General features: G+C 43.2%; 25 protein-coding genes. 11 read left to right on the forward strand and 14 right to left on the reverse strand.

From position 1 onward, the window contains the following. Positions 1-22 precede the first annotated feature (22 nt). The gene (locus N483_RS25270) at positions 23-1,054 is read left to right on the forward strand and encodes an AI-2E family transporter (RefSeq protein ID WP_036976696.1); all 1,032 of its coding nucleotides are present in this window, start codon (positions 23-25) and stop codon (positions 1,052-1,054) included. On the opposite strand, the gene N483_RS25275 is transcribed toward N483_RS25270, so the two are convergent. The 5 genes from N483_RS25275 to N483_RS25295 all read right to left on the reverse strand — a co-directional run bounded on the left by N483_RS25275 (position 1,044) and on the right by N483_RS25295 (position 4,082). After that, positions 1,044-1,457 (reverse strand): hypothetical protein, encoded by a 414-nt coding sequence (locus N483_RS25275; RefSeq protein ID WP_023400323.1) that lies wholly within the window; start codon positions 1,455-1,457, stop codon positions 1,044-1,046. The genes N483_RS25270 and N483_RS25275 overlap by 11 nt on opposite strands. Then, on the reverse strand, positions 1,441-2,784 hold the full coding sequence (locus tag N483_RS25280) for an ATP-binding protein (RefSeq protein ID WP_023400324.1): 1,344 nt from the start codon (positions 2,782-2,784) through the stop codon (positions 1,441-1,443). The genes N483_RS25275 and N483_RS25280 overlap by 17 nt, the downstream gene beginning before the upstream one ends. After that, a complete protein-coding gene (locus N483_RS25285) occupies positions 2,778-3,452 on the reverse strand; it encodes a response regulator transcription factor (RefSeq protein WP_023400325.1) in 675 nt (224 codons plus the stop codon). The genes N483_RS25280 and N483_RS25285 overlap by 7 nt, the downstream gene beginning before the upstream one ends. 2 nt (positions 3,453-3,454) lie before the next feature. Continuing rightward, positions 3,455-3,703 (reverse strand): PepSY domain-containing protein, encoded by a 249-nt coding sequence (locus N483_RS25290; protein WP_023400326.1) that lies wholly within the window; start codon positions 3,701-3,703, stop codon positions 3,455-3,457. A 79-nt stretch (positions 3,704-3,782) separates the two neighbouring features. Then, positions 3,783-4,082, reverse strand: coding sequence for a YciI family protein (locus N483_RS25295; protein WP_023400327.1), 300 nt, complete (start codon positions 4,080-4,082; stop codon positions 3,783-3,785). Positions 4,083-4,258: 176 nt separating this feature from the next. Between N483_RS25295 and N483_RS25300 the strand changes: the two genes are divergently transcribed. Next, the gene (locus N483_RS25300) at positions 4,259-5,683 is read left to right on the forward strand and encodes a sodium-dependent transporter (RefSeq protein ID WP_023400328.1); all 1,425 of its coding nucleotides are present in this window, start codon (positions 4,259-4,261) and stop codon (positions 5,681-5,683) included. Positions 5,684-5,716: 33 nt separating this feature from the next. On the opposite strand, the gene N483_RS25305 is transcribed toward N483_RS25300, so the two are convergent. Together N483_RS25305 and N483_RS25310 are read right to left on the reverse strand one after the other, a co-directional pair. Beyond that, on the reverse strand, positions 5,717-6,361 hold the full coding sequence (locus N483_RS25305; RefSeq protein WP_036976729.1) for a CPBP family intramembrane glutamic endopeptidase: 645 nt from the start codon (positions 6,359-6,361) through the stop codon (positions 5,717-5,719). Between the two features lie 131 nt (positions 6,362-6,492). After that, positions 6,493-7,104 carry an inner membrane-spanning protein YciB gene (locus N483_RS25310; RefSeq protein WP_023400330.1) on the reverse strand — a complete coding sequence of 204 codons (612 nt, stop codon included), beginning with the start codon at positions 7,102-7,104 and terminating at the stop codon, positions 6,493-6,495. Between the two features lie 122 nt (positions 7,105-7,226). On the opposite strand from N483_RS25310, the gene N483_RS25315 reads away from it, so the two are divergent. Beyond that, the gene (locus N483_RS25315) at positions 7,227-7,502 is read left to right on the forward strand and encodes an HU family DNA-binding protein (RefSeq protein WP_023400331.1); all 276 of its coding nucleotides are present in this window, start codon (positions 7,227-7,229) and stop codon (positions 7,500-7,502) included. Positions 7,503-7,508: 6 nt separating this feature from the next. On the opposite strand, the gene trpA is transcribed toward N483_RS25315, so the two are convergent. From trpA to N483_RS25345, 6 genes are read right to left on the reverse strand one after another with little or no spacing between them, the layout of a single operon-like run. Then, entirely contained in the window at positions 7,509-8,315 is an 807-nt protein-coding gene (gene trpA / locus N483_RS25320) for a tryptophan synthase subunit alpha (protein ID WP_023400332.1), read from the reverse strand. Further along, complete coding sequence (trpB, locus tag N483_RS25325) at positions 8,312-9,493, reverse strand: tryptophan synthase subunit beta (RefSeq protein WP_023400333.1); 1,182 nt, start codon at positions 9,491-9,493, stop codon at positions 8,312-8,314. Before trpB ends, trpA begins: the two co-directional genes overlap by 4 nt. Positions 9,494-9,503: 10 nt before the next feature. After that, the gene (trpCF, locus tag N483_RS25330; protein ID WP_023400334.1) at positions 9,504-10,868 is read right to left on the reverse strand and encodes a bifunctional indole-3-glycerol-phosphate synthase TrpC/phosphoribosylanthranilate isomerase TrpF; all 1,365 of its coding nucleotides are present in this window, start codon (positions 10,866-10,868) and stop codon (positions 9,504-9,506) included. Then, entirely contained in the window at positions 10,861-11,865 is a 1,005-nt protein-coding gene (gene trpD, locus N483_RS25335) for an anthranilate phosphoribosyltransferase (protein ID WP_023400335.1), read from the reverse strand. The genes trpCF and trpD overlap by 8 nt, the downstream gene beginning before the upstream one ends. An 8-nt stretch (positions 11,866-11,873) precedes the next feature. Then, positions 11,874-12,458 (reverse strand): aminodeoxychorismate/anthranilate synthase component II, encoded by a 585-nt coding sequence (locus N483_RS25340; RefSeq protein WP_023400336.1) that lies wholly within the window; start codon positions 12,456-12,458, stop codon positions 11,874-11,876. Then, positions 12,448-14,028 carry an anthranilate synthase component 1 gene (locus N483_RS25345; RefSeq protein ID WP_023400337.1) on the reverse strand — a complete coding sequence of 527 codons (1,581 nt, stop codon included), beginning with the start codon at positions 14,026-14,028 and terminating at the stop codon, positions 12,448-12,450. The genes N483_RS25340 and N483_RS25345 overlap by 11 nt, the downstream gene beginning before the upstream one ends. A 504-nt stretch (positions 14,029-14,532) precedes the next feature. Between N483_RS25345 and rnm the strand changes: the two genes are divergently transcribed. The 5 genes from rnm to rluB are packed head-to-tail and all read left to right on the forward strand — an operon-like array spanning position 14,533 to position 18,307. Continuing rightward, positions 14,533-15,381 carry an RNase RNM gene (gene rnm, locus N483_RS25350; RefSeq protein WP_023400338.1) on the forward strand — a complete coding sequence of 283 codons (849 nt, stop codon included), beginning with the start codon at positions 14,533-14,535 and terminating at the stop codon, positions 15,379-15,381. 1 nt (position 15,382) lies between these two features. After that, the gene (locus N483_RS25355; protein WP_023400339.1) at positions 15,383-16,003 is read left to right on the forward strand and encodes an L-threonylcarbamoyladenylate synthase; all 621 of its coding nucleotides are present in this window, start codon (positions 15,383-15,385) and stop codon (positions 16,001-16,003) included. A 2-nt stretch (positions 16,004-16,005) separates the two neighbouring features. Beyond that, complete coding sequence (locus N483_RS25360) at positions 16,006-16,812, forward strand: segregation and condensation protein A (RefSeq protein ID WP_023400340.1); 807 nt, start codon at positions 16,006-16,008, stop codon at positions 16,810-16,812. Positions 16,813-16,862: 50 nt separating this feature from the next. Continuing rightward, positions 16,863-17,450, forward strand: a complete 588-nt coding sequence (gene scpB, locus N483_RS25365; RefSeq protein WP_023400341.1) for an SMC-Scp complex subunit ScpB — start codon at positions 16,863-16,865, stop codon at positions 17,448-17,450. Then, positions 17,447-18,307, forward strand: a complete 861-nt coding sequence (rluB, locus tag N483_RS25370) for a 23S rRNA pseudouridine(2605) synthase RluB (protein ID WP_023400342.1) — start codon at positions 17,447-17,449, stop codon at positions 18,305-18,307. Before scpB ends, rluB begins: the two co-directional genes overlap by 4 nt. Positions 18,308-18,375: 68 nt before the next feature. On the opposite strand, the gene N483_RS25375 is transcribed toward rluB, so the two are convergent. After that, positions 18,376-19,119, reverse strand: coding sequence for a YciK family oxidoreductase (locus N483_RS25375; RefSeq protein ID WP_023400343.1), 744 nt, complete (start codon positions 19,117-19,119; stop codon positions 18,376-18,378). Between the two features lie 251 nt (positions 19,120-19,370). Here N483_RS25375 and N483_RS25380 point away from each other — a divergent pair, with 251 nt between their 5' ends. The 3 genes from N483_RS25380 to N483_RS25390 all read left to right on the forward strand — a co-directional run bounded on the left by N483_RS25380 (position 19,371) and on the right by N483_RS25390 (position 26,742). Next, positions 19,371-21,824, forward strand: coding sequence for a VolA/Pla-1 family phospholipase (locus tag N483_RS25380; protein WP_023400344.1), 2,454 nt, complete (start codon positions 19,371-19,373; stop codon positions 21,822-21,824). 279 nt (positions 21,825-22,103) lie between these two features. Further along, positions 22,104-23,111 (forward strand): protease SohB, encoded by a 1,008-nt coding sequence (sohB, locus tag N483_RS25385; RefSeq protein WP_023400345.1) that lies wholly within the window; start codon positions 22,104-22,106, stop codon positions 23,109-23,111. A gap of 358 nt (positions 23,112-23,469) precedes the next feature. Next, on the forward strand, positions 23,470-26,742 hold the full coding sequence (locus N483_RS25390) for a VPS10 domain-containing protein (protein ID WP_023400346.1): 3,273 nt from the start codon (positions 23,470-23,472) through the stop codon (positions 26,740-26,742). The last annotated feature ends 106 nt before the right edge of the window (positions 26,743-26,848 follow it).

Genomic DNA, 26,848 nt, shown 5'->3' on the forward strand with positions numbered 1-26,848 from the left:
CGACTGCGCATAAGGATCAACAGTGTCATCATTGACTGGAATAAACAAGAGCCTAGTTGTTATGGCTTCATTATTCATTGTATTGGCAGGAATAAAACTGGCAAACGATATTTTAGTGCCATTTATCTTGGCTGCATTTATTGCGATTATCTGTAACCCATTATTAAAGTTCTTTGCCAGCTACCGGATCCCCAAAGGCGCTGCCATTGTCATTATTATTGCACTTGTAGCGTTATTAGGCATGAGTCTCGCCGGATTGGTTGGGCAGTCACTAAATGACTTTTCACAGCAGCTGCCGAGCTACCGGGAAGCATTGCAGGGTAAATTTATTTGGCTAGTTGATACAGCGGCGCAGTACAATATATTAATTGATAAGCAACAGCTAATATCCCTGTTTGACCCCGGTAAAATGATCGACGTTGCCACCAATATGCTTGCGGGGTTTGGTGGTGTGATGGCAAATATTTTCCTCATTTTGTTAACTGTCGTATTTATGCTTTTTGAAGCACCTATGCTAAGCAAAAAAGTGCATGTCGCATTGGATGACCCACAAATGAAGATGCAGCAAATTGACCGCTTTTTAAATTCAATTAATAGTTATCTAGCAATTAAAACAGTGGTTTCATTAGCGACAGGCACACTGGCAGGTTTGTTATTATGGCTCCTTGATGTGGACTACTTTGTTTTGTGGGGCGTATTGGCATTCTTATTGAATTATATTCCCAATATTGGATCCATAATAGCGGCTGTCCCTCCGGTATTATTGGCACTTGTTACACATGGACCTGTTATCAGCGGCCTTGTCGCGGCGGGCTATTTGTCTATTAACACTATCATGGGGAATATAATTGAACCAAAATATATGGGTAAAGGTGTGGGTCTCTCGACTCTTGTGGTGTTTGTTTCACTGATATTTTGGGGTTGGTTATTAGGGACTGTTGGTATGTTGCTATCAGTGCCGTTGACTATGGTTGTAAAAATTGGTCTGGAAAATAGTGAAGATGGCCGCTGGCTGGCGACCATGCTTGGTAGCTATGAAGACGCTAAAAATTAGCCTGTAACTCTTGCGCATGCTGCTGTAAGAAGGAAATCTTACAGCGCTTAAACACTTTAGCTGCTCTTGTTGAGTTAGGGAGCTCTTTTAGGTAACGCCATTTGCAGGAGTCTTCCATATATCGGCTCTGACTAAGCAGGCTTCGCTTAATGATGGGCATCAATTGTGTATTACCAGTATTCTTCTCAAGTTCTTCAGTATCCATGAGCAACTTGGTGATCCACGTTTGACGGCTGCGTTCAAGTAATTCAATATTACCATCTAAGCACATTAGGTATCTTTTTGCTTTTTGTGGGTGGTCTGACTCTAGGTGACTACAATCGGTTAGCGCTTCTGAACGAGCCAGCGTTTCATAACTAAATACTATTGTGAAAAATAGAAAAATATTAATGGTTTTGATCATAGTTAAACTCTATCGTAAATTCGGCGCCACCAAGCTCACTGTAATCAATAATGATTTGCCCATGGTAAGAGGCGACTAAATCCGAGACAATTGCCATACCTACACCATGTCCTGCTTCATAAGTATCTAGTCTCGAGCCTCGTTGTAAAAGCTCATCTCGTTTGTTCTCAGGAATGCCTGGGCCATCATCACCAATAACAAATGCGATGCCTTTTTTGGCGTCTGTTTTAACAGTAATATCAACTTTATGCGCACATGCTTTACAAGCATTATCGATGATATTACCCAATATTTCCATCAAATCGGTTTTATCGCCTAGAAAAGCTGCACCTTGCTCACAGTCAGTTGTAAACGCGATCCCCTTATCTAAGTATACTTTACTCATTGCATTGAGAATTGAATCCAGGACGGGTTTGACCTTAGTTTGCTTTTTCCACGTATCAGATGCGCCTGTGGCCGCTCGTTTCAGCTGGTGTTCTATCATGGCGTTTATGCGATCTAGTTGCTCTTGAGCTTCTGTATCGGCTGCCAGAGGGCTTGATTTTAGCACTGCAAGTGGTGTTTTCAAGGCATGGGCAAGATCACTTAACGATGCTCTATAGCGTTCTTTTTGACGCCTTTGCGAATCAAGCAGCAAATTGAGGTCAGCCTTTATGGTATTGAGCTCAACAGGGTAGAGGCCGGATATTTTATCGCGTTCACCTGATTCGACTTCTTTTATTTCTTTGTCCAGTCGTTGCAGAGGGCGGGCATTCCAGACAAAACCAAATGCCATTAGTGCCGCAATCACGATGCCCATAATGAGCATCCAATTGACCAAGGTGTTTCTAAATTCTGACATCAATGCAAGCAGGGCGGAATTTTTCTTGAGTAAGATAAATTTGGCTTGTTGTGATTGCTCGGCATTACCTAGAATGACGGTTAAACTTAATTGCCAAAAGTCTTCACCACTGTATCGTACTTTTTTAAATTCAGATGCACCGGCTTGGGTTTGTGACACATCAGGTGTAACGGTAAGACTAACCGCCGATTCTGAATACCAAACAAGCGTGTTTTCTTGATATACCAGTGCATACGTATCAGAATTTAAACGATTTAACTCAGGAGCGAGTATGGTTCTAGGCATAGAGATGCCATCGGAGACAAACTCTACTTCAGAGATCAAAGAATAAAGGTGCGCTTCTAATGTTTTTTCAGTGGCATCGACTAACGTGGCGTAATAGGCACGTCCAATTGAGAAAAATAAAGCGGGAAGCGCGACAATTAAGACAAAGACAAGGATAAATCCTTGTCTTATTTTGAGAGAAACTTGTGCGCTACTTACCACTGGGTTTTAAACCTATAACCTCTACCACGTAAGGTTTCTACAGGGTTTAGTGTCCCATCAGGGTCAAGCTTTTTACGCAGACGTAAGACAAAAACTTCGATTACATTGGAATCTAAGTCAAAATCTTGGTCATAGATATGTTCTGTAAGCTCTGATTTAGAAATGACCTTGTGCGGATTCACCATTAAATACTCAAGCACCTTGTATTCATAAGCGGTCAGCGACAATTCTCTATCATTGACAAAAACTTGTTGAGAGCGCGTATGTAAAGTGATTGGGCCAATGCTAATTTCAGGGTTAGCTTGACCTGCACTGCGCCTTATTAAAGCGTTGCAGCGAGCTATAAGCTCTTCTACATGAAATGGTTTTGTGAGGTAGTCATCGGCACCTGCATCTAAACCTTCGACTTTTTCTTGCCAACGATCTCGAGCGGTTAAAATCAAAATTGGAATTTTGATATCTTGCGCACGTGCTCGTCTAATCAACTCAATGCCATCTAACTTAGGTAAACCCAAATCGACGACTGCCAAGTCCAGCGGATACTCTGTCAGGTGAAAAAGGCCGTTTTCGCCATCGTGACATAGGTCAACGCTGTATTTCTCTTTTTCCAGCACATTGCGGAGGTTTTCGGCTAGCTGAATGTCATCTTCAATTACTAAAATTCGCATCGTCAATCCTTCTTCACTTCACCCGTTACTTTGTGAACTTTTACATCAATAATTCTGCCGTCGCTTTGAAGTATACGCACAACAAAGTAATCACCTTCGAGAGAAATCTTTAGTGTTTTCCCAGGCTGCTTGGTGGTTGCCAATTGTACGGCTTCTTTTTTACTTATGGTGTCTTGCGGTGTTGCATGTGCCTGATTAAAAATCAGGGAACAAACAAAAATGAACATTGCAAAACATAAAGGCAACTGCATTTTAAGCTCCACGTAGGGGTTGCTTAACATCTTGGACAGCAGGGTAAAGAGATTTGTCTTAACCCGTGCTGAACTTTTGTTAAGGGAGTACTTTCTTATATGGCTTGACTACGCTGCTCGCGTACACACCTGCTTCAATATAAGGATCTGCCTTGGCCCAAGCTTGAGCTTCTTCTAAAGAGGGAAACTCAGCAATTACCAATGAACCTGTAAACCCAGCTTCTCCTGGGTTCTCATCATCTACTGCAGGTAATGGACCAGCAGCAAACAATCTATTTTGTTCTTTTAGTTCGGTTAAACGTTCAAGATGAGCAGGTCGCGCATTCATACGTTTTTCGAGAGAGTTTTCTACGTCCGTTGAGTAAATCATGTAAAGCATAATAATCAGAAATAATGCGTAATTAATTTTGTGTTTCGTATCATAGACTGGATTGTCCCCAAATGTAAATGAAATGACGTTATCTGATCAGAATCTAGATTTATACTTGAAATCCTCAGGCTATGGCTGGTACAGTCCTTCGACTATCGTGAAAAAATAATAATAAGGTTGTTTTAATGAGTGCGAATCGCGAGCAGTTTAGCTCTCGGCTGGGTTTCATTTTAGCAGCGGCAGGGTCCGCTGTGGGGATCGGAAATCTGGTAGGCTTCCCAGTATCTGCTGCAAAAAATGGTGGCGGCGCGTTTTTAATTGTTTACGCTCTATTTGTTATATTTATCTGTTTGCCTGTCATGATCGCTGAAATGGCGCTTGGCCGAAAAGCGCAAAAAGACCCCTATGGTGCTTACCATTCTTTAACTGGCGGAGATAAAAAGTGGTCACTTGCTGGTGCGTTGGCGGTTCTGACGCCATTTATGATCGCTGTCTTTTATATGGTGGTTACGGTATGGATATTTGGGTATTTAGTGCAAACCGTAACGGGTAATCTAGACCAGTTAGCAAACCCAGATAATTTTGGCATATTCATTAATGAATACAGTGTATTTGGCTACATGGCTGGTGTTGTTGTATTGGTTAATTTGATCTTAGTTGGTGGCGTTAAAGAGGGTATTGAAAAGGCCGCCAAGCTGATGATGCCTGCATTATTCGTACTCCTTATTGGTTTAGTCGGTTATGTACTAACACTCGATAATGCGATGGCGGGCGTGCGTTACTACATAGTTCCAGATTTTTCAAAAATGGATGCCAGTGTTTTAAATGGTGCTTTGTCACAAGCATTTTTCTCGCTGTCTTTGGGTATGGGTATCTTGATCACATATGCATCCTATATTTCCAAAAAAGAAGATATTGTCGGCAGCTCCAAAATGGTTGCTGTTACAGACTCACTAGTTGCGTTTATCGCAGGTCTAATGGTGCTGCCAGCCATTTTTAGTTTTAACCCTAATGTTAATCCTGAAGAGTTATCAGATTCATCGGTTTCTATGATTTTTGTGTACTTGCCTCAGCTATTTCTGACTATGCAAGCTGATATCGGGTATGCAGGTGCATCAATTGTAGCGGGCATTTTCTTCTTATTAGTTTTCTTCGCAGCGATTACATCATTGGTATCGATTGTAGAAGTTCCGACTGCGAGCTTAATGGAAGCCAAAGGTTACAGCCGTAAGAAGTCTCTTACAGTGTTAGCGGTATCAACGGGCATTTTAACTGTTATGTGCACAATGTCATTCGGTATGGTTGAATGGCTTACCAAGTTTACCCAGTACGGTGGTGTTGATAAGAGCTTCTTTGATATTGTGTCAGACGTATTCTACGACACCATATTACCGTTCAACGGCTTGTTACTCTGCTTATTTGTTACATACCGCTGGAGAAAGGCAAGTCTTTCAGACGAATTGTCACAGGGCTGCGAAAACTATAAAGGGAGCTTTATGGAGAAGTATGTGAACTTTTCGCTGTCGACTTTTATTCCAGTCATTCTATTAGTTATATTCGTCAATACAGTAGCGACTAAGTACTTCGCTGTGAGTTTGTTCGGCTTCTAATAAATACGTAGCTGTGAGGTTGTAGCCTCACAGCTACGTAAAAGTAACTCCCGCATCCAAATATTTTCCAGCCCCAATGGTAAATATCCACAACCCCCATAAACTGTGCTCTAAAACACATACTGCTAAAGAGCGGCTATGGGCATAGGTATATGAAAACAACAGACCTCCTAGAAAAGACAATACAATGGCCATCCAGTTATCATAGACACAGTGTGCAAACGCAAATAGGCTGGCACTGAGGACTACCCTGACTGTTTTGCTAGGCAAGATACGTTTATATCGATGGAAAAAGTAACTTCTGAAAATGAGCTCTTGAGGCAGTACCGATAAAATCGGATAGGCGATGAGCAACACCAACCAATCCAGAGTAGAGTTGATCGGAAAGTCAAACCAACCCTCCTGACTGATTAAGCCATACAGCATGCCTGAGAATAATGCGCCGATAAAAAACATCGAAAACAGCCGCTTTTTTATAGCCGAAAACTGCCCTAAACTGGTTAGCCGAAAGCGCTTAAAGTGCGGATCAGCAAGCAACAGGTAGGTACATACTACCATTAGTGTGATAAGGGCTGGAAAAAGCCAGTTTGCGAGCTCCGCGCGAAAAAGATAAGCAATACAGGGAAGTAGAATAAAGACCGAAAATAACTCAAACCAACGGTATTGATGTGCGTTCAAAAGATCACCCAAATGCAAAAACACTGTTGACTAAAATATAGCAAGGGCTATTACATTGGTTGGAAATTTTTAGTGGCCCAAGTTGAGAAAGGCCTTCAGCTGTATGTGTGGTGCAGTTCCAACTATTCTAATCACTCATCTTCAGGTAGATACTTTGAAACTGTCGCAATTGTCAGCATCACCGCGACGAAGGTAATTGCCATTAACCCAAATACTTTGAAGTTCACCCAAAAGTCTAGCGGAAAATAATAAGCGACTACGAGATTCAAAACGGCAATAAAGAAAAATAATATCGACCATGCTAAGTTCAGCCGTTCATACAGTGCTGTAGGAATAGGGAGATCCTCTGCTTTTTGCCTTTTGGGCAGAGAGTCGGCATCTTCATTTGTTTGCTGCATTTGCTTCATGGCGCTATCGAGGATCCCAAGTAAAGCCTTTTTTGTCAGATTTTTTCCTAACAGGTAGTGCGATATCAGAAGGGAAGCGCCAAGTGATGCGTAGATAATTGTGGCCTTCCACATAATGAACTTTTCATCCTGAAACAGGATAGTCATTCCACCTAGCAACAAGGCAATAGCAAAAAATATCCAGTGCCGTTGAGATACCGTACCGTGTTTAATGTACTGCCAGGTCATTTGGATCAGCGATGCAATGATCAATACACCTGTAGCCCAAAATATGTCCATAAGCTTATAGACTGCAAAAAATAAAATTAAGGGTAAATACTCTAGGATAAATGCCATTTAATCACTCTTATTAACATGCCTCTATTGCGTTTTAGCAAGTTATGGAATTAAGTTCAAGATTGACTTTTTGATGCTAAACTTCTAGCCTCCGCACACATTAAAAATAATTTGAGAACTCAATGAATAAGAGTGAATTAGTTTCAGCGATGTCTGCGCGCAATGAGCTGACTAAAAAGGATTCAAAAGCTGCTTTGGACAGTATTTTAAATGCCATTACAAAACGTTTGTCAGAAGGCGATCCTGTTGCTTTATCTGGTTTTGGTACGTTGACACTAAGTTATCATCCAGCCAAACCAGGAAGAAACCCTAAGACAGGGGAAGAGATTATTATCGAAGGTCAAAATAAAGTGTTATTTAAACCAGCTAAGGCATTTAAAGATGCCCTAGCTGATTAATCACGATTACTTCGCTGTTGCAGCCTTCATGGTTGCAACAAACTCACGTAAACGCTCGCACATCAGTGCTGGCTCATTCAAGTTATCTTCAATTATTTTCACAACCGCAGAGCCTGAAATCGCACCTGCCGCACCAGATTTAACAGCTGCTTGAACGTGCTCAGGGGCAGAGATACCAAATCCTAATAATGCAGGTGCTGCATTGTAGTCATGGAGTTTATTGATCATGGTATCCGCTGGCATTTCTGCTTTTGTTTCTGTACCAGTTACGCCAGAACGAGAAAGCAAATATGTATAGCCGCGGCCATAGCTTGCACATTGACGTAACGTATCATCGCTGGCATTTGGTGTTGCTATGAATATCGGCTCGATATCGGCTTGCTGAGCGGCTTGTCTGAACATTTTAGATTCATGCAAAGGCACGTCAGCCACTAGAATAGAGTCAACACCGGCTTCTTTAGCTTGCTGATAAAAGTGCTCAAGTCCTTGCGCAAAAATCAAGTTTGAATAAAGCAACAACCCAATTGGAATATCGGCATTATACGCTCTTATCTCTCGAATAATATCAAAGCAATCTTGGGTATTAATTTTGCTCTCAAGTGCACGAATATTTGCCGCTTGAATAACTGGTCCGTCGGCAATTGGGTCAGAAAAAGGAATACCTAGCTCCAATGCATCAGCACCGCCATCGATTAAGCTCTTAACGATATTTACGCTGATTTCTTTAGTCGGATCGCCCAGTGTTACAAACGGTACAAATGCACCTTGTCTTGCATCGTTCAAGCGTGTAAATAAGTTGCTGTAGCGGCTCATAGTGCACCTCGCTCATTTAATACGTTGTGTACATGGGCAAGGTCTTTGTCTCCACGGCCACTTAGGTTTACGACAATTACGGTTTCTTCAGTTTGCTGTTCTGCATACTTTAATGCATAAGCAAGGGCATGGCTGGATTCAAGCGCCGGAATAATACCTTCATTTTTTGCCAGAGCTTGGAACGCATCTAATGCTTCGGTATCCGTGATCCCAACGTATTCGGCACGACCTGTTTCATGTAAGTAAGCGTGTTGTGGTCCCACTGCAGGGTAGTCAAGACCTGCTGATACGGAATAAGACTCTTCAATTTGACCGTCGCTATCTTGCATAATGTACGTATATGCTCCGTGCAGAATACCTTTACTGCCTTTACACAGCGCTGCACCGTGCTCATCGCTGTCTAAACCTTTACCAGCAGGCTCTATACCTACAAGTTTAACGTCTTTTTCATCGATAAAGTCTGCAAACATGCCAATCGCATTTGAACCGCCACCAACACAAGCCATTACGATATCAGGCAAACGACCTTCAGCTTCGATAACTTGTTGTTTAGCTTCTTCACCGATCATGCGTTGGAAATCTCGCACAATAGTAGGGAATGGGTGTGGACCAGCGGCAGTACCTAACAGGTAATGTGCGGTTTTATAATTGGCAGACCAGTCGCGTAATGCTTCGTTGACGGCATCTTTAAGGGTACCAGATCCCGCTGTCACTGGAATGACTTCTGCACCCATTAAGCGCATTCTAAATACGTTTGGCTGTTGACGCTCGACGTCTTTAGCACCCATGTATACACGACATTTTAATCCCAGTAGTGCACATGCAAGGGCTGTGGCAACACCGTGCTGACCCGCGCCTGTTTCAGCAATCACTTCTTGTTTACCCATGCGCTTGGTCAATAGCGCTTGACCTAATACTTGGTTGGTCTTATGAGCACCACCATGCAATAAGTCTTCACGTTTTAAATAGAGCTTAACTTTTGGGTTTTTAATTAAGTTGCGAGACAGCGTTAGTGGCGTCGGGCGACCTGCATATTCATTTAATAGTGCATAGAACTCTTCTTTAAAGCTCTCATCTTGCTGCGCTTTTTCAAACTCTTTTTCCAGTTGCTTTAGTGCTGGTACGAGTAACTCTGGGACGTACATGCCGCCAAAATCACCAAAATATCCTGTATTCATTCTATCCACCTCAGTATTTTCGAATATTGTTAAAAGCGTCGCGTAATTTTTCTGGACACTTTTTACCGGGGCTCGTTTCTACCCCTGAATTAAGATCAAAACCTGCTGCACCTAAATAGGATGCGTCGTTAACATTGTCAGCATTGAGGCCACCTGCAAGCATAAATGGCTTTTTAGCGCTCTTAAGTAATTGCCAATTGAAAACTTTACCGGTACCGCCAAAAGCAGATGCAGTTTTGGTGTCGTAAAGGTGCTTATCAACTTCGTCAAAAGGTGCCGGAAACTCATCGACAATTCCCTGTGCTTTCCAGATTTGGCAATTGACAGGTAGTTGTTTGCGCAATGTACTTACAAACGCTTGTGATTCATGACCGTGTAGTTGTACAACGCTCAATCTCAAGCTTTGTGCATAGTCTACAATTTGCTCAATAGGCGCATCGACAAAGACACCGACATATTTGAGAGGGGCGCTGTCAACAACGGCTTTTGCACAATCGAAATCTACGAATCTTGGAGATTTAGGATAGAAAATTAAACCACCGTATACAGCACCCGCTTGGTAAGCTGCAACTGCGTCATCAATGCGAGTCAAGCCACATACTTTGTTCTCACCTAAGATAAGCTTACGACATGCACCTTCTAAGTCATCTTCAGCCATTAAAGAACTACCGACTAAAAACCCATTGCAATGTGAAGTAAGGCGTTTAACGTCGCTATGCGTATAGACCCCAGATTCCGAGATAACTGTTTTATTATTCGGGATGAGTTTTCTTAATTGCTCAGTGGTTGCCAAGTCAGTGCTGAGATCTCTAAGGTTGCGGTTATTGATACCGATAAGCTTTGCATCCAGCTTCAACGCTCTGTGTACTTCTTCTTCGTTACTGACTTCTGTTAATACCGCCATATTTAGAGAGTGTGCAAGCGCGGCTAGCTTTTCATATGTCTCGTCATCTAAAACGGACAACATGAGTAAAATTGCATCGCCACCTTTTAAACGCGCTAAATAGACTTGGTATTCATCGATGAAAAAGTCTTTACAGATGAGTGGTTGTTCAACTTTACTACGCACATAGCTCAAGTAATCAAAACTGCCTTGGAAATACTTAGTGTCTGTCAACACGCTGATGCACGTTGCGTATTTGGCATAGACAGAAGTGATTTCATCTAGATCAAAGTTATCTCTGATAAGTCCTTTTGAAGGAGAGGCTTTTTTACACTCCAAAATAAACTGTATGCCCGGCTTAGACATTTGACCATAAAAGTCTCGTTCACTCGGCTTTACTAAAGATTGAAATTCACTGAGTGGCAGAGTCATTTTACGCTCTTCTAATTCAATCTTTTTGTCCGCAACAATTTTTTCTAATACATTAGCCATGACTAACCTCCGCAATGGCTTTTAGTGTTTGCGCACACTTTCCTGAAGCTAATATGTCAAGTACGTACTTAGTACCTTCTTTTAAGTTATCTACTTTACCGGACATAACTAAAAGTGCACTTACGTTCGCTGCGATAGCTGCATTGTGTGCCGCTTTACCCTTGCCATCTAAAATATCGCGAATTGCTTGGGCATTGTACTCTGGCGTATCGCCAGCAATTTCTTCCAAAGAATAATTATCTAACCCAAAGTCAGCGGGTGTCAGGGCATACTCAGTGATTTCGCCATTATTTAGCTCTGTCACCAAGGTTGTGCCATGTAGTGCAATTTCGTCACACCCAGCGCCATGCACAACCATTGCACGTTCAGTGCCGAGCATTTTTAGCGTTTCAGCCATTGGGCGACACAAACTAGGGTCATAGACGCCGAGCAATTGAAGTTGCGGTTTTGCAGGGTTTGCTAGCGGACCTAAAATATTGAACAAGGTGCGAGTTTTTAGCTTAGTACGAACTGGCATCGCGTGTTTCACACCGCTGTGATAGAGCGGGGCAAATAAAAAGGCGAAGTTGGTCTTTTCAAGGCAGTTTGCTCCTTGTTCAGGGCTCATCTCTAGATTAATCCCCAAAGTGCGTAGCAAGTCAGCTGATCCAGACTTGCTTGAGACACTGCGGTTGCCGTGTTTGACCATAGGGATACCACACGCCGCAGCAACAATTGCAGCCGTCGTACTGACATTGATGGTATTCGTTCCGTCACCACCCGTACCGCAGCTATCTGCGCAGTAAAGCCCACGATTATCAAAAGCGACGGCGTGGTCGCGCATCGCTTTCGCCGCACCCGCTATTTCAGATGCCGTTTCACCTTTTATCTTTAGCGCAATAAGTGCAGCAGTTAATTCAATTTCAGATAACTGTCCTTGCATTACTTGGCCAAAAAGCTCAGTAGCTTGCTCAAAGCTTAATGAATGCTGGTCAATTAGTTGATTTAAACTTTCCATGTTGCCTCCTAACAGGTCAAGTAATCGATGCTTTGCTTTAATAGCTTGGCACCATCTGGCGTTAAAATTGATTCTGGGTGGAATTGGTAACCAATTACCTTGTCAGTTTCATGATATACGGCCATTGGGATATCTTGGTATTTAGCGATGATCTTCAGGCAATCAGGCACGCTTGTAGCCATTAAAGAGTGATACCTAGCCACTGGGAACCGTCTACCTAGCCCTGCAAAAACAGGATGCTCTTCCACATCAATCTGGGAAGATTTACCATGTACCGTTTCACCAGCATGACCAACTGTACCGCCATAGCTTTGCGTCAGCGCTTGCTGGCCAAGACAAATACCAAGCATTGGGAACTTGCCTTTACACAGTTCAATCAGTTCAAGCAGACAACCAGCTTCGGTTGGTTTACCTGGACCTGGCGATAATACCAATACCACAGGTGCAGTTTCATTACACATTTTGTCGTAGATGGTACGTGCATCAATATGGTTACGATATACTACAAGCTCACTGCCAAGCTGAGATAGTTCATCAACTAAGTTGTAGCTAAATGAGTCAAAGTTATCTAAAAAGTATACTTTAGGCGTCATGACCCACTCCTTGATAGCTAGACTGTATAGCTTTTATCACAGCGCTCGCTTTTGCTTTGGTTTCGTCTGCTTCAGATTGCGGATCTGAATCATAAACAACCCCTGCACCAGCTTGAACATATGCAGTGTTATTTTTCACAAACGCAGAGCGTATTACGATACACGTGTCCATCGCACCGTCACCGGTTAGATACCCCACGGCACCACCATAACTTCCTCGGCGCTGTTGCTCGGTATCACGAACCAGCTGTGCTGCTTTCACTTTTGGTGCACCTACTAAGGTGCCCATGTTCATGCAGGCTTGATATGCATGAAGCGCGTCGAGATCAGGTTTCAATTGACCAACGACACGAGATACCAAGTGCATAACTTGCGAGTAGCGGTCAACTTTCAATAATTCTTTCGCATGACGAGTGCCAGGTACACTAATACGAGCGACATCGTTACGAGCCAAATCAACCAGCATTAAGTGTTCGGCACGTTCTTTTTTGTCGTCGCGTAACTCTAGTTCGATACGGCTATCTAAATCCGGATTGATAGAGCCATCGGCAAACTTACCGCGAGGTCGCGTGCCAGCAATTGGGTATACTTCAACTTGATTGCTATCTTGGCAATATTTGAGTGCAGATTCCGGAGACGCGCCAAACAACACAAATTTTTCATCACGCATATAAAACATATATGGGCTTGGGTTTTGTTTCTTTAAGTGCTTATACGCAGCTAACGGCTTTTCGCAAGGCAAAGAGAAAGTGCGAGATGGAACAACTTGGAAAATATCTCCATCAACAATGTTCTTCTTAAGCTGAGTTACCTGAGCTTTAAATACATCATCTGAGATGTCGACAGTCACATCATGTGATATTTGCTCAGGGTCTTCTTTGTAAGACTCATATGCATCACACTGGCGATTGAGCTCTTCTAGTTGTTTACCAACTTCGAAACAGTTTGCATGGACATCTGGGCCATTAAATACATTGCCAATTAACTCTGTCGTCTGGGCTTGATGGTCAATCATGACCAAAGTTTCAGCCAGATAAAATACGTAATCAGGACAGTCGTTTTTACCATCAGGTACAGCTGGCAAAGTTTCGAAGTTTGCAACCATATCATAGGCAAAGACACCACCCAGAAAAACAGAAAATGGCGTGTCTGAGTTACTTTTTATTGAATTGATACAAGTACGTAAAGCACTAAACGCGTTGTCGGCCTTCAGTTTACTGTACTCATCTAAAGATAAGTCTTGGGCATTATATGTCAGTGTCAGTACCGCGTACTCTTTAACAACAGTGCAGTTGGTTACTTGGTCTGCCAAGTAGTTCAACAGCTGCTCACCGTTGTTTGAGAGCGCGCGTACTTTCACTTCAAGGCCATTGCACTCAATACGCAGTGCGGCATCGGCCAATATAATACTTTTGACATTGTCTTTGGAGTCTATTTCTGCAGACTCCAACAACAGTGAATTGGGCTTATTCAGGGCCGCATATAAAGACAGGGGGCTTGCGATATAATCGCGCCGCTGCCTTATACTCGTCACCTCACCCGGTGTTGTAGTTATATGACTAAAAATCAAACCTCATTCCTCTTTAGTACAAAAAACCCCCCGAAGTATTTTAACTTGCGGGGGGTGTATTTAGTTACAACAATGCCTTCCCGCTAATTCAGGCACCACCACCAAGATTTTGTAGATGAATTGTTGCAAAAATTGTTAATCACTATAAAAATTCCATAAAAAAACCCGCGTACTCAGCGCGGGTTTAAAGTCGTTAGACACAACGAATCACACCCGCAGTTACGAGTGCCACCACCAAACGATTTTTGTTTTTTGTGTTAGATTCATTTGTAAAGATTTCGTTATGTCAATTTAAGTACCTACAGTAAACCCTACTCAGGTGCAAACTGTCAAGCACTATTATTAAAAAATAACCAATAGCATGGTTTACTTATAAATAATAAGCATTTTGACCTAGTAAAGGAGTCCGAGTAATCAGACCTCGCTATGTATATGGTAAATAAAACCGTACTTGGATAAGTTTGCCATGGTATACTGCGGGTGTTTGTTTTTAAGGGGAAAACTTTGATTAAGTATGACTTACACAGTCATAGCACTTTTTCTGATGGGCGTTTAACGGTACCTGAGCTTCTTGAGCGGGCAACAGAAAAGGGCGTTGATGTACTGGCTTTAACCGATCACGATACCGTTGCAGGAATACCAGTCGCACTAGACTATATTACCCAGCAAAACCTTGATTTAAAAATTGTTTCTGGCGTTGAAATCTCGACCAAGTGGGAGAGTTTTGAGATCCATATTGTTGGGCTTAATATTGAGATTAACCACCCTCAATTGCAAGCACTTTTGACTTCACAGCAACAAAAGCGTCGAGAACGAGCAAAAGAGATAGGCGCAAGGCTAGAAAAGCGAGGCTATGAAGGTATATATACGCAAGCGTTAGAATTGGCTAACGGAGCTGAAATTACCCGTGCGCACTTTGCAAAGGCGCTGGTGGAACGCGGAGTGGCGAAAAATATTCAAGGCGTATTCAAAAAGTTTTTGGCACGCAACAAAACAGGTTATGTTCCCAGCAGTTGGTGTTCAATGAGCGAAGCCATAGATGCTATTCAAGGGGCTGGTGGAATTGCTGTATTAGCACACCCCGGGCGTTATCAAATGTCCAACAAATGGTTGCGTAAACTGTTGGATGAATTCACTGTTGTCGGTGGTAAAGCCATGGAAGTTGCGCAACCTCAACAAGCGCCTAGTGAAAGACAATTTCTTGGCCAGTTATCTCAAGAATATAATTTACTGGCCAGTCAAGGATCTGATTTTCATTATCCAACCAGCTGGTTAGATCTAGGAAGAAACCTATACTTACCAAAAGATTGCCAAGGCGTCTGGCAATTTTGGGGAGCCACAGAGGAATGTTAGCATGAGTCAATTTTTTCATATCCACCCAGATAACCCGCAGGCTAGATTAATCCGCCAAGCAGTTGAGATTATCCAAAAGGGAGGGGTAATCGTTTATCCGACCGATTCAGGGTATGCCATTGGGTGTGGTTTGGGCAACAAACAGGCGAAAGAACGAATTGAGCGCATTCGAGGCATCGAAAAGCACCACAATTTTACGTTAATGTGTCGTGATTTGTCTGAGCTATCTACTTATGCTCGTGTCGACAATCAGATGTTCCGACTAATTAAGAACAATACTCCTGGTCCATATACGTTTATTTTAAAAGGTACCAAAGAGGTACCAAAACGATTGATTAACGATAAGAAAAAAACCATCGGAATACGAGTTACAGAACATCCGATTACGAGCGCGCTTTTAGAAGAGTTGGATGAACCGCTTATGTCGTGTTCATTGATTTTACCAGGAGAGCAGTTTACAGAATCTGATCCCGATGATATTCGCATGCAGCTAGAAAAGCATGTTGATCTCATCGTCCATGGTGGCTATTTAATAGAGCAAGCGACAACAGTGATTGATATGTCAGAGGATAGTGTTGAGATATTACGCCATGGCTGTGGCGATGCCGCACCTTTCGAATAGATATGACTGACGTTACTTCGCCAATACCACCGCTGGCTTTTTTAAACGGTGAAGCCGTATTAGAAAAGCCAGAAGATCTTTATATTCCCCCTGATGCGCTTCAAGTGATCCTCGAGAGTTTTGAAGGTCCTCTGGATCTTTTGTTGTACTTAATAAAGCGGCATAAGCTGGATATTTTAGAGCTGCCTATCTTGAGTATCACGCAGCAATACGTTCGCTATGTAGAAATGATGCAAGAATTGCAGCTAGAACTGGCTGGCGAATACCTGGTGATGGCTGCGCTGTTGGCCCAAATTAAGTCGAGGCTTCTATTACCAACCCATGAAGAGCTTGAAGAAGAAGAAGATCCTCGCGCGGAGTTAGTGAGACGGTTGCAAGAATATGAGCAGTTTAAGGTGGCCGCTGAAAACTTAGATAAAATTCCTCGTGTGGAACGCGATATCTTTGTTGCTCGTGCATTGATTGAAGATACCGAACAAAGTGATGAATCTTTTCCCGATGTCGAACTCAAAGAACTGCTGTTGGCAATGACTGAGGTGATGGCAAGAGCGAAGCAGTTTGAGCATCATCAAGTCAGCGCCGAAGCTCTGTCAACGCGGGAGCGCATGTCGATGATTTTGCAATATTTAGGAGAGCACACTAACCCGGTCGAATTCAGTCGTTTATTTAGTGTACAAGAGGGACGAAGCGGTGTAGTTGTGACATTTATCGCTATGCTTGAATTGCTTAAAGAGCAATTAATTTCAATTGTACAAGTCAACTTAGGCAGTGCAATTTATTTGTCATTAAAGCTACAAGAGTCGTCCTAGCTCTGTCATAATACCGCGCTTTCGACTAGCCTTATTGAAGTTAAAGTGACATGAAACGCCGAGTCAGTGATGAACAACTTGTCGAGTTGGTTGAGGCTGCAATATTTGTGGCAGATAAGCCGCTATCTAAAAAGCATATGAAAGAAACTGTGCTGCAAGATATCCATGTATCTGATCAACGAATAAATCAAGCTATCGAGACAATTTTTGAGCACTATCAAACGCGAGGTGTCAGATTAGTCGAAGTTGGGACAGGATACCGTTTTCAAGCTTGTCAAAGCTTGAGCCCATGGCTCAATATGCTATGGCAAGAAAAAGCACCGAAGTACTCACGCGCTACCTTAGAAACACTTGCGTTGATTGCATACCGTCAACCGATCACTCGGGGTGAAATAGAGCAGGTACGAGGTGTAACTGTCAGCTCCAACATTATGAAGAGTTTGTTAGAGCGGCAGTGGATAAAAGTTGTTGGTCATAAAGAAGTCCCCGGTAAACCGGCGCTGTATGCGACAACCAAATTATTTTTAGATTACTTTTCATTGTCGGGTCTGGATGGGTTACCAAAACTACCAGAGTTGCAGAGTGAGAAGCTAGATCAGATGTTAAATGATCCTTCTGTGAGAGAACCATCAGAATGAGTGAAAAGCTACAAAAAGTATTAGCGCGCGCGGGTGTAGGTTCGCGTCGTGAAATGGAAAAATATATCGATTCAAACCGTGTCAGTGTTGATGGTAAAGTTGCTAAGTTAGGCGACAGAGTCGAAGAAAATGCGGTGATCCGAGTGGATGGCCATGTGGTTAAGATCGAGCAAAAAGAAGAGCGTATTTGCCGAGTTTTAATGTATCACAAGCCTGAAGGTGAGCTGTGTACGCGTAAAGACCCTGAAGGCCGCCGTACGGTATTTGACAGACTACCGCGTTTAGAAGGTGATCGCTGGATTGCAATCGGCCGATTAGATATCAATACATCAGGCCTACTACTGTTTACCAATGATGGTGAGTTGGCCAACCGTTTAATGCACCCTAAGTACGAAGTAGAGCGTGAGTACTCGGTACGTGTATTTGGTGAAGTCACGAATCAAACATTGAAAACACTTTCACAAGGTGTTGAATTAGAAGATGGCCCAGCTAAGTTTTTATCAATTAAGCCGCGTGGTGGTGAAGGCATCAACAAGTGGTTTAATGTAACGCTAACAGAAGGGCGTAATCGCGAAGTACGTCGTTTATGGCAATCACAAGAAGTTGAAGTGTCACGCTTGATCCGTGTGCGTTATGGTAAGCTTGAACTGAATAAACGTCTACCACAAGGTGGGTGGGAAGAGCTCAAGTTAGAAGATGTCAATTACTTGCGCAAATCTGTGAGCTTGAGACCTGAAACGCAAACTAAGTTGTCTGTTATGCCTGAAAAGCGCAAAGATAAACGCGCAAAAGTTAACCGTATTAGAAAAGCAGTACACAAGCACAATCAACGTTTGAAGCAAAACAAGCGTCGATAATATTAAGCACATTAAAAAAGGGCCTTTAGGCCCTTTTTTGTTTTTAGCTTTTGATTAAATAAAGATGTCTATTTTGGCTGTGCATCGATTGATTGGCCATTTACTTCTAGTGAGTCATCAGACATCAAATATAAATAAGTTGGCATAAGGTCTTCAGCTGTCTTCAACTTGTCTCTGTCTTCGCCAGGAAAAGCGGCTTCACGCATACTGGTGCGAGTTGCCCCAGGATTAATGCAGTTGACACGAATGTTTGTTTTTCCCACTTCACAGGCCCAAGTTTGCATCATACCTTCAGTCGCAAATTTTGAGATAGCGTAGGCGCCCCAAAATTCACGGCCTTGGCGACCAACGCCAGAGGATGTGAAAATTATAGATGCGCTTGGGGCCTTACGCATAACCGGGAAAAGAAAACGCGTGATCATGGCTTGTGCAGTGACATTCACCTTCATCACGCTTTCAAAAGTCGATACACAGAAATGTTCTAGAGGGCCCATTGTTCCCAAAATTGCCGCATTGTTAAGCAAGCCATCCAGTTTACCAAACTGCTGTTCAATCGTAGAAGCTAAGTCTCTGTAGTGTTGTTTTGTCGCGCCTTTTAAGTCCAAAGGTACAATTGCGGGTTGTGGGTAACCTGCGTTAATGATCTCGTCGTATACAGCCTCTAATTTGCTGGTAGTTTTCCCTAACAAAATCACAGTGGCGCCATGTTTCGCATAATTAATTGCGGCAATACGGCCGATACCATCACCCGCACCTGTGACCAAAATCACTTTATTTTCTAACGCGTTGTTAGCTGCATTATATGTTTGCATATTGGACCTCGAACAAATACATTTGCTATATTTTATCATAGTCATGGCGCAAGTTATCGAATTTATTGCAAATAGGAGTGGCGAAAGGCTACACTTTGCGTTAAGTTAAACTGGTCTAATGTCTTATTAAAAGCAAAATTACATAGTTTTAACGAATTATTCTCGGCGGCTTATTTGTGCTTACAACATAGAGGCAAATGTAGGCGCTGACCGAGAAACAATAATAATAAAATTATGTCGGAGCCAAAACAATGAAGAAACTGTTACTACCACTTGCTGTCTCAGCCGCCCTCGCAGGCTGTGGTGGCGGTGAAACGCTAGAAGATGTAAAGCAAGACACCAAACCTGTAACACCGGTTGCATCGGTTAAATTTGATCCCTCAAATGGTGTTATTTCCGTCCCCAATGATATTCTGTTTAGCGGGACACAAGATGGCACACTAAATATACCAGGAGAGCTAGATGGTGATTCAAAGCCCCAGGTATCACGTGCGAGTTACGCAGACCCTTCTCTAGCGCTCGGTGGTTTAGACGGTTGGTCTACACAAATGCCATATCAAATTGGCTTGAATACTCCTTCAGGCGTGACAATTGACGCCGCGACGGTTGCAGCCCCAGGCGCGGTAAGAATTTTTGAAGTTGCGATGGGTAATGATGGTCAAACTGAAGCGTGTGCTCAGTTAACGCCTGCACTTGCCTGTCGTGTCGTCAGTGAGTTGACGTTTGGTCCAACTGGGGATTTCGTATCTCAGTTAAGTAGCGATGGCCAGAACATTAATATTATACCTGTTAAGCCATTTAAGACGAATACCACGTACATTACCGTCTTGACGACAAATATTAAAGATGGCATCGACGGTGGACGTAGTCTAACTCCTTCATCGACCTATACATTGCTAAGACAAGAAGCACCACTGGTGACCGACGCTCAGCAGTCGCTTCAAGCTGTCATTCGCAGCTATGAACGAGCATTGGTTGCGAGTGAATCAATTAGCGCTGAAGAGATTGTGTATACAGCGGCAATGACAACTCAGTCTACAGGTGCTGTTGTTGGTTCCATCAAGCAGTTACTTGCCGCAACGATTAATACAGAGCGCCAACCTATGGTGACGGTAGCTGAGCAAGACTTTGTTTCGGTTGCAGACAAATTTGAAGAGTTTGGTCTTGCTGCAACACTGCCTCCTGAGTTGCTTCAAGCAGCTGGTGGTATTAGGTATCTAAAAGGTAACATCCAGTTACCACAATATCTTTCAAGACCGAAAAATGGTGAAAGCGCTGCATTGGCTGATACTTATTGGCAAGCAAAATGTGACAATGGTGTCGCTGTTATGGCCGCAACGGCTGCAGCGGGTGGCCAGCTTCCAGAGCCGGCAGCTGGGTCGTTAGACGAACAGTGTCAACAACTGTCCGGAGGTCAACTTCGTGACCTTGGTTTGGATGCACAAAAGTTTGTTACTAAGTACAATCCTATTCCTGAAGAGCAGTGGGTTGCGAATGCACCAGTGCAAATCACATTCCCGTTGTCACCAGCACCCGAAACTGGTTTCCCTGTTGTGATCATGCAGCATGGAATTACCAGTAAAAAAGAAGATATGCTTGGCCTAACGTTAGCACTGTCTCAAGCTGGCTTTGCAACGGTCGCTATTGACCACCCATTACATGGCGAGCGCGGTATTGATGTTGATGGTGATGGCAACGACGAGTTCAATGCGTCGACAAAAAGCGTGCTGCACTACATGAATCTGCAGTCACTATTAGTTGCGCGTGATAACTTACGTCAATCTACAGCTGATTTATTAGCATTAAGACTGGGCTTGCATGCTATTAACGCGGCATCTCAAGTGCCACTTAACTTTAATACACACGACGTGAGCTTTGTTGGTCAGTCACTGGGCTCAATTGTTGCGCCAAGCTTTATTGCACACGCTAATTTACCGTTTACTGATGAACGTTTGAAACAAGCTGAGGCGCTGTTTAAGGTAGGGCCTGCGGCATTGTCTAGTGGTGGTGCGGGCATTGCAAACTTCCTAGTTGAGTCTGCTTCTTTTGGACCGGTTGTTAAAACTGCTGTGCTGCAAGGTGCGTCAGATTTAGCTGTGTCTAAAAAGTTTAGCGGTTACCTCCAAGAAGGTGCAGTGGCTGATTGTAGCGCGTTTGCAGGCAGTGCAAGTGCATTTGCAGCATGTGCATACAATACCTTTGTTGCTAATTTAGAGGCGGAAGGTGACTTGGCGTCTATAGGTGCGATTAACGCGACAGTTGATCAATTTGCCTACGCATCACAAACCGTGTTGGACAGCGCTGATCCTCTCAATTACGCGCCGCTTGTACGCGCAGTAAATACACCAATGTATATGAGTGTAGTGGTTGGCGGTGAAGGTGAGAATAAGGGTGACCAAGTTATTCCTGCGACAACATTACCGCGCAACCCGCTTGGCGGCAGCACACCTTTGGCCGCAATGATGGGATTAGAAACGGTCACAGAGTCACAGCAGTCAACTGACGGCACTGCTGGACGATATGTGGTTAACTTCTCACAAGGCCATCATAGCTCGCTGCTAACCCCTTCATTTGATCAGCAAACTGGTGGAACGGCTCAAGGCCACGCACAAGCGACTGCTGAGATGCAGAAGCAAGTTGCGACTTACTTAGCTTCTAAAGGGCTACAGTTACCAGTTACGGACTCAAGTGTAATTGCGAAGTAATATGAAACATCAAAAAAAGCCGCTAAGTAGCGGCTTTTTTTATGCCTGTGATCCGTCCTAAATCGCGCTGACACTTGTTAAATTTATTTTGGAGAGTGTGGTGTGAATGAAAGACTACAGCGATTGACTAAATATTCCTCTGAATATGGCTGATTTACCGATAATTGGTATCGCAATTAGCGCTGTTATTGCAAAGTAATCTTATTTAGGACAAGATGAACAATTACCGCTGAGCGGTTTTTAATTAAATACTTTTACAGCAAAGGTCGGGAGATAGCATTGGCATTTTTGTTTGAATATGGCTTATTTTTGGCAAAAGCGGTGACAATCGTAATTGCTATTGGTGCCATTATCGTTTTAATTGTGGGCGCAAGTCAAAAACCAAAGAGCAAATCTGGAGAGATTGAAGTCAAAGACTTATCTTCTCAGTTAGCAGAAACGAAAGAAGAGTTTTTACAGCAAACATTAGATAAAAAAGCATTAAAAGCACACCTTAAAGAAAACAAGAAGAAGACGGATGAAAAACCAGAGAAGCAAGCGTTTGTCATTGATTTCTCTGGTAGCATTGATGCGCATGAGGTGTCGAGCTTAAGAGAAGAAATTACTGCAATTTTGACCATTGCCAACAAGGACAAAGACCAAGTGCTTGTTAATGTGGAAAGTGGTGGTGGCGTTGTTCACGGATATGGTTTAGCCGCATCTCAATTGATCCGTTTAAAACAAGCGGGTTTGCCTCTGACTATCAGTGTCGATAAAGTCGCTGCAAGCGGTGGTTACATGATGGCGTGTGTGGCAGATAAAATTGTTGCTGCACCTTTTGCGATTGTTGGCTCGATTGGCGTACTGGCTCAAATTCCTAATTTCAATAAAATTTTGAAAAAGAACGACGTGGATTTTGAACAGATCACAGCGGGTGAATATAAGCGCACGTTAACCATGTTTGGTGAAAATACCGACCAAGGTCGTGATAAATTCAAAAGTGAAGTAGAGCATACCCACACGCTATTTAAGCAGTTTGTAAGCGAACACAGGCCGAGCCTAGATATTGATAAGGTTGCAACGGGTGAACATTGGTTTGCGACTCATGCAAAAGAATTTGACTTGGTAGATGAAATCAAAACAAGTGACGATTTGCTATTGGAGTTAAACGAAACTCACCAGCTTTTCAGTGTGAAGTACAAAACCAAAAAGGCATTGGCTGAGCGTTTTGGGCTTGGTCTGAGTATTGTTGCTGAAAAACTTGGCATTAAGCTCCTATCTCAACTGCAAACAAATACTTATAAGTAAACATTTAGTTTTTGGCCCGTTCCTGAAACTTTGACGGGCCAATTTAAACAAGCGAAAGCGCAGAACCTGACATTTCTCACCTCAACAATATAATCACTTGTTACAGCAAGTAAATACTGCCATTTGTAACTAGGACTATTGAAAGTTCTATTCTTTCCGATTTTGCGTTTTTAAAGTGTTCGCGAAAAAGTACCGTTTTCAGGTGCTTAAATTTCATTTCGGCTGTTTGGGGACATAAAATGTTACAATATAACTTTAGACTCTAATTTCTGTAACCTCAGCGAATATTTACATACGTCTATCATTTTTTAAGTTAATGTTGACGAGGATAAAAACTAAAATCAACATCGGTGGGAAAATGAATGTACTACTAAAAGCAGCTGTAGCTGTGTCTTTAGCGTGCGCTAGTTCGAATACACTGGCCGCGAAATCAGATGTGGAAAAGTCAATTTTTAGCAGCAAAACCTTTGAAGCGATGAAACTGCGCAATATTGGCCCGGCTTATATGTCCGGACGTATTGCAGATATTGAAGTTGACCAAAAAAATCCATCTACTTGGTACACTGCGGTGGGATCGGGTGGTGTATGGAAAACAGAGAATGCGGGCACAACCTGGACACCTATCTTTGACAAACAAGCGGTGTATTCAACAGGGGATGTGACCATAGATCCGAGTAACTCAAACATAATCTGGGTTGGTACCGGAGAAAATAATGGGGGCCGACACATCAGCTTTGGTGATGGTGTCTACAAGTCAATGGATGGCGGTAAAACTTGGAAAAACATGGGCTTGAAGAAGTCCGAGCGTATTTCTGACATTATTGTTCATCCGACAGACTCAAATACAGTTTGGGTTTCGGCGCAAGGTCCACTTTGGACTGGTGGTGGAGAGCGCGGGTTATATAAAACCACTGATGGTGGTGAAACTTGGAAGTTGGTGCTCAAACCAGAAGATGAGTGGACAGGTGTTACCTCACTATTAATTGATCCAAGAAACCCTAATAAACTGTATGCAGCCACTTGGTCTCGACAAAGAAAAGTAGCAACTTACGTTGGAACTGGGCCCGCTTCAGGCATTCACACATCAGATGATGGCGGTGAGACTTGGACAGAGCTAAAGACAGGCTTGCCAACTGGCAATATGGGTAAAATAGGTTTAGCGATTTCGCCTATCAACCCAGATGTCGTATATGCAGCGGTTGAAATTGACAACCGCAAGGGCGGATTATATCGCTCGGCAAACCGAGGTCAGAGCTGGACGAAGATGTCTGATGAAGTTGGTGGCGGTACAGGTCCCCACTATTACCAAGAGATCTTTGCGGACAAGCACCAGTTTGATCGTATTTACATCGCGAGTAACTACAGTAAAGTTTCCGATGACGGTGGTAAAACTTGGACCCCTATCAATACTAAGCGTAAACACGTAGACGACCATGCGATGGCATTTCACCCCACAGATCCTGATTTTGTGTTGATCGGCTCCGATGGTGGTATTTATATGTCTCATGACCGTATGGCGAACTGGCGCTTTATGGCTAATTTACCATTGACGCAATTCTATAAGGTCGCGCCTGATGATTCTAAGCCATTTTATAAAGTTTATGCTGGTGCGCAAGACAACTCTACACAAGGTGGCCCCTCGCGCACCCTACGTGAAGAAGGTATCAAGAATAAAGACTGGTTCTTAACCCTTGGTGGTGATGGACATCAACCAGCTGTTGAGCCTGGTAACCCTGATATCATGTATTCTCAATGGCAGCAGGGCAATTTAACTCGTCATGACCTCAAGACTCGTGAGAATGTTTATATCAAACCTCAGCCGCGTCTAGGTGATCCTGCTGAGCGCTTCAACTGGGATGCGCCAGTAAATGTTTCGACGCACGACCCCAAACGCGTTTATTTTGCTTCACAACGAGTTTGGCGCTCTGATGACCGCGGTGATAGCTGGACACCTATTTCTGGTGACTTGACTAAAAACGGCAACCGTATGCATATCCCAATGATGGGACGGACTTGGTCGGTAGAAGCCGGTTGGGATCTCTACGCCATGTCTGAGTATCATACGATTGCGAACTTCTCAGAAAGCCCTGTTGACGAAAATATATTGTGGGCTGGTACCGACGATGGCCTGATCCAAGTGACCAGCAATGGTGGTAAAAATTGGAAAAAGATTGATTTGAAGCGTGTGAAAGGTGTACCTGAAACTGCTTATGTCAATGATATCCGTGCAGACTTGTTCGATCCAAATACTGTCTATGTGGCCCTTGATAATCACAAGTACGGTGACTTCAAACCATATCTGATCAAGTCGACAAACCTAGGTAAAACTTGGAAGTCACTTGCTAAAGACTTGCCTGAGAATCACTTAGTGTGGCGAATTGTACAAGACCACGTCAACAAAGACTTAATGTTTATTGGTACTGAGTTCGGTATTTTCTTCACCGTGGATGGCGGTAAAAAGTGGATCGAGTTAAATGGCGGGATCCCAACGATTTCAACCCGTGATGTAAAAATACAACGCCGTGAAAATGACTTAGTGGCGGGTACTTTTGGCCGTGGTATTTATATTCTTGATGATTACGCACCGCTGCGTGCATTGACAGAGCAAGCCATGGAGCAAGAGGCTATCCTGATGGGCCCAAGCCGCCCGGTTAAATGGTTCCAACTAGATACAAACCACAGTAATACGGATGGTGATGATCGATATGTGGCGAAAAATCCTGATCATGGTGCTACCTTAACTTATTTCTTAAAAGACAGCTTACTAACAGCTAAAGAGCAGCGCCAAAAAGCTGAAAAAGAAATGGTTAAAGATGAGAAGTATCCTAAGTATCCAGCATGGGAAGACATCGAAAAAGAAAACCAAGAACCAAAACCTGTGGTCTATCTTGAAATTCGCGATGCGCAAGGTCAGTTCGTCGACCGTGTTGCAGGCAAAGCAAGTAAAGGGATACACCGTGTGACTTGGGACATGGAGTACGCAGCTAACCAAGCAATTACAGGCGAAAAAGCGTCCATGTGGGACCCGTTTGCGATGAGTACAATGGTTATGCCAGGTAAATACACTGCAACACTTTACAAGCGCGTGAAAGGGGAAATCTCGCAACTAGCAAGCCCTGTAGAGTTTGAACTGCAACCAATTACGGAAGGTGCAGTATCTGGTCCAACAGCAGAATCAATCGCGCGATTCAGTAAGCAACTTAAAGATGTACAAAGACGCTACACGTCCACAACCGCTGTATTAGGCGAAATGACAAAAACAATGGAAGTATTGCGTACCGCAATCGATCGTACTCCGGGTAATATTAACGCTCTTGAATCAGCTTATGCACAAGCCCAAGCTGATATTAATGCGATTAACTTTGAGTTAAACGGCCTGAAGTCGCGTACAAGAATGGGTGCAAAGCCAGCCAATATCTCAAGCCGCTTGGGTTATGCCATGTCTGCGCTGTGGTCAACGTATGGGCCAACTAAACAGCATCGTCAGCAGTTTGGTTTTGCTCAACAAGGGTTAGAAGACGTTATTAAGCGTGTTTCTACCTTAAAAGCAGAAACTATCCCGAGTATTCAACAAGCAATTGTTGATGCGGGCGGTCCTTGGACTAAGGGTGCATCGGTTATTGCCAAGTAGCCTTTACCTTTCAACGGCGTCGTACTTAGCGACGCCGTTTTGCGATCAAATGCTAAGCTTTATGTTAATCAAGTAATTTGGCATATTTCCAGGACGAAAAATGCTT

It is taken from the genome of Pseudoalteromonas luteoviolacea NCIMB 1944 (assembly GCF_001625565.1).
GTDB lineage: Bacteria > Pseudomonadota > Gammaproteobacteria > Enterobacterales > Alteromonadaceae > Pseudoalteromonas > Pseudoalteromonas luteoviolacea_F.

Excerpts from the sequence above, each read along its gene's own strand:
- N483_RS25275 (WP_023400323.1), bottom strand. The coding sequence starts at position 1,457 with ATGATCAAAACCATTAATATTTTTCTATTTTTCACAATAGTATTTAGT.
- N483_RS25285 (WP_023400325.1), bottom strand. The coding sequence starts at position 3,452 with ATGCGAATTTTAGTAATTGAAGATGACATTCAGCTAGCCGAAAACCTC.
- N483_RS25290 (WP_023400326.1), bottom strand. The coding sequence starts at position 3,703 with ATGCAGTTGCCTTTATGTTTTGCAATGTTCATTTTTGTTTGTTCCCTG.
- N483_RS25295 (WP_023400327.1), bottom strand. The coding sequence starts at position 4,082 with ATGCTTTACATGATTTACTCAACGGACGTAGAAAACTCTCTCGAAAAA.
- N483_RS25300 (WP_023400328.1), top strand. The coding sequence starts at position 4,259 with ATGAGTGCGAATCGCGAGCAGTTTAGCTCTCGGCTGGGTTTCATTTTA.
- N483_RS25310 (WP_023400330.1), bottom strand. The coding sequence starts at position 7,104 with ATGGCATTTATCCTAGAGTATTTACCCTTAATTTTATTTTTTGCAGTC.
- N483_RS25315 (WP_023400331.1), top strand. The coding sequence starts at position 7,227 with ATGAATAAGAGTGAATTAGTTTCAGCGATGTCTGCGCGCAATGAGCTG.
- trpA (WP_023400332.1), bottom strand. The coding sequence starts at position 8,315 with ATGAGCCGCTACAGCAACTTATTTACACGCTTGAACGATGCAAGACAA.
- trpB (WP_023400333.1), bottom strand. The coding sequence starts at position 9,493 with ATGAATACAGGATATTTTGGTGATTTTGGCGGCATGTACGTCCCAGAG.
- trpCF (WP_023400334.1), bottom strand. The coding sequence starts at position 10,868 with ATGGCTAATGTATTAGAAAAAATTGTTGCGGACAAAAAGATTGAATTA.
- trpD (WP_023400335.1), bottom strand. The coding sequence starts at position 11,865 with ATGGAAAGTTTAAATCAACTAATTGACCAGCATTCATTAAGCTTTGAG.
- N483_RS25340 (WP_023400336.1), bottom strand. The coding sequence starts at position 12,458 with ATGACGCCTAAAGTATACTTTTTAGATAACTTTGACTCATTTAGCTAC.
- N483_RS25355 (WP_023400339.1), top strand. The coding sequence starts at position 15,383 with ATGAGTCAATTTTTTCATATCCACCCAGATAACCCGCAGGCTAGATTA.
- N483_RS25360 (WP_023400340.1), top strand. The coding sequence starts at position 16,006 with ATGACTGACGTTACTTCGCCAATACCACCGCTGGCTTTTTTAAACGGT.
- scpB (WP_023400341.1), top strand. The coding sequence starts at position 16,863 with ATGAAACGCCGAGTCAGTGATGAACAACTTGTCGAGTTGGTTGAGGCT.
- rluB (WP_023400342.1), top strand. The coding sequence starts at position 17,447 with ATGAGTGAAAAGCTACAAAAAGTATTAGCGCGCGCGGGTGTAGGTTCG.
- N483_RS25375 (WP_023400343.1), bottom strand. The coding sequence starts at position 19,119 with ATGCAAACATATAATGCAGCTAACAACGCGTTAGAAAATAAAGTGATT.
- N483_RS25380 (WP_023400344.1), top strand. The coding sequence starts at position 19,371 with ATGAAGAAACTGTTACTACCACTTGCTGTCTCAGCCGCCCTCGCAGGC.
- N483_RS25390 (WP_023400346.1), top strand. The coding sequence starts at position 23,470 with ATGAATGTACTACTAAAAGCAGCTGTAGCTGTGTCTTTAGCGTGCGCT.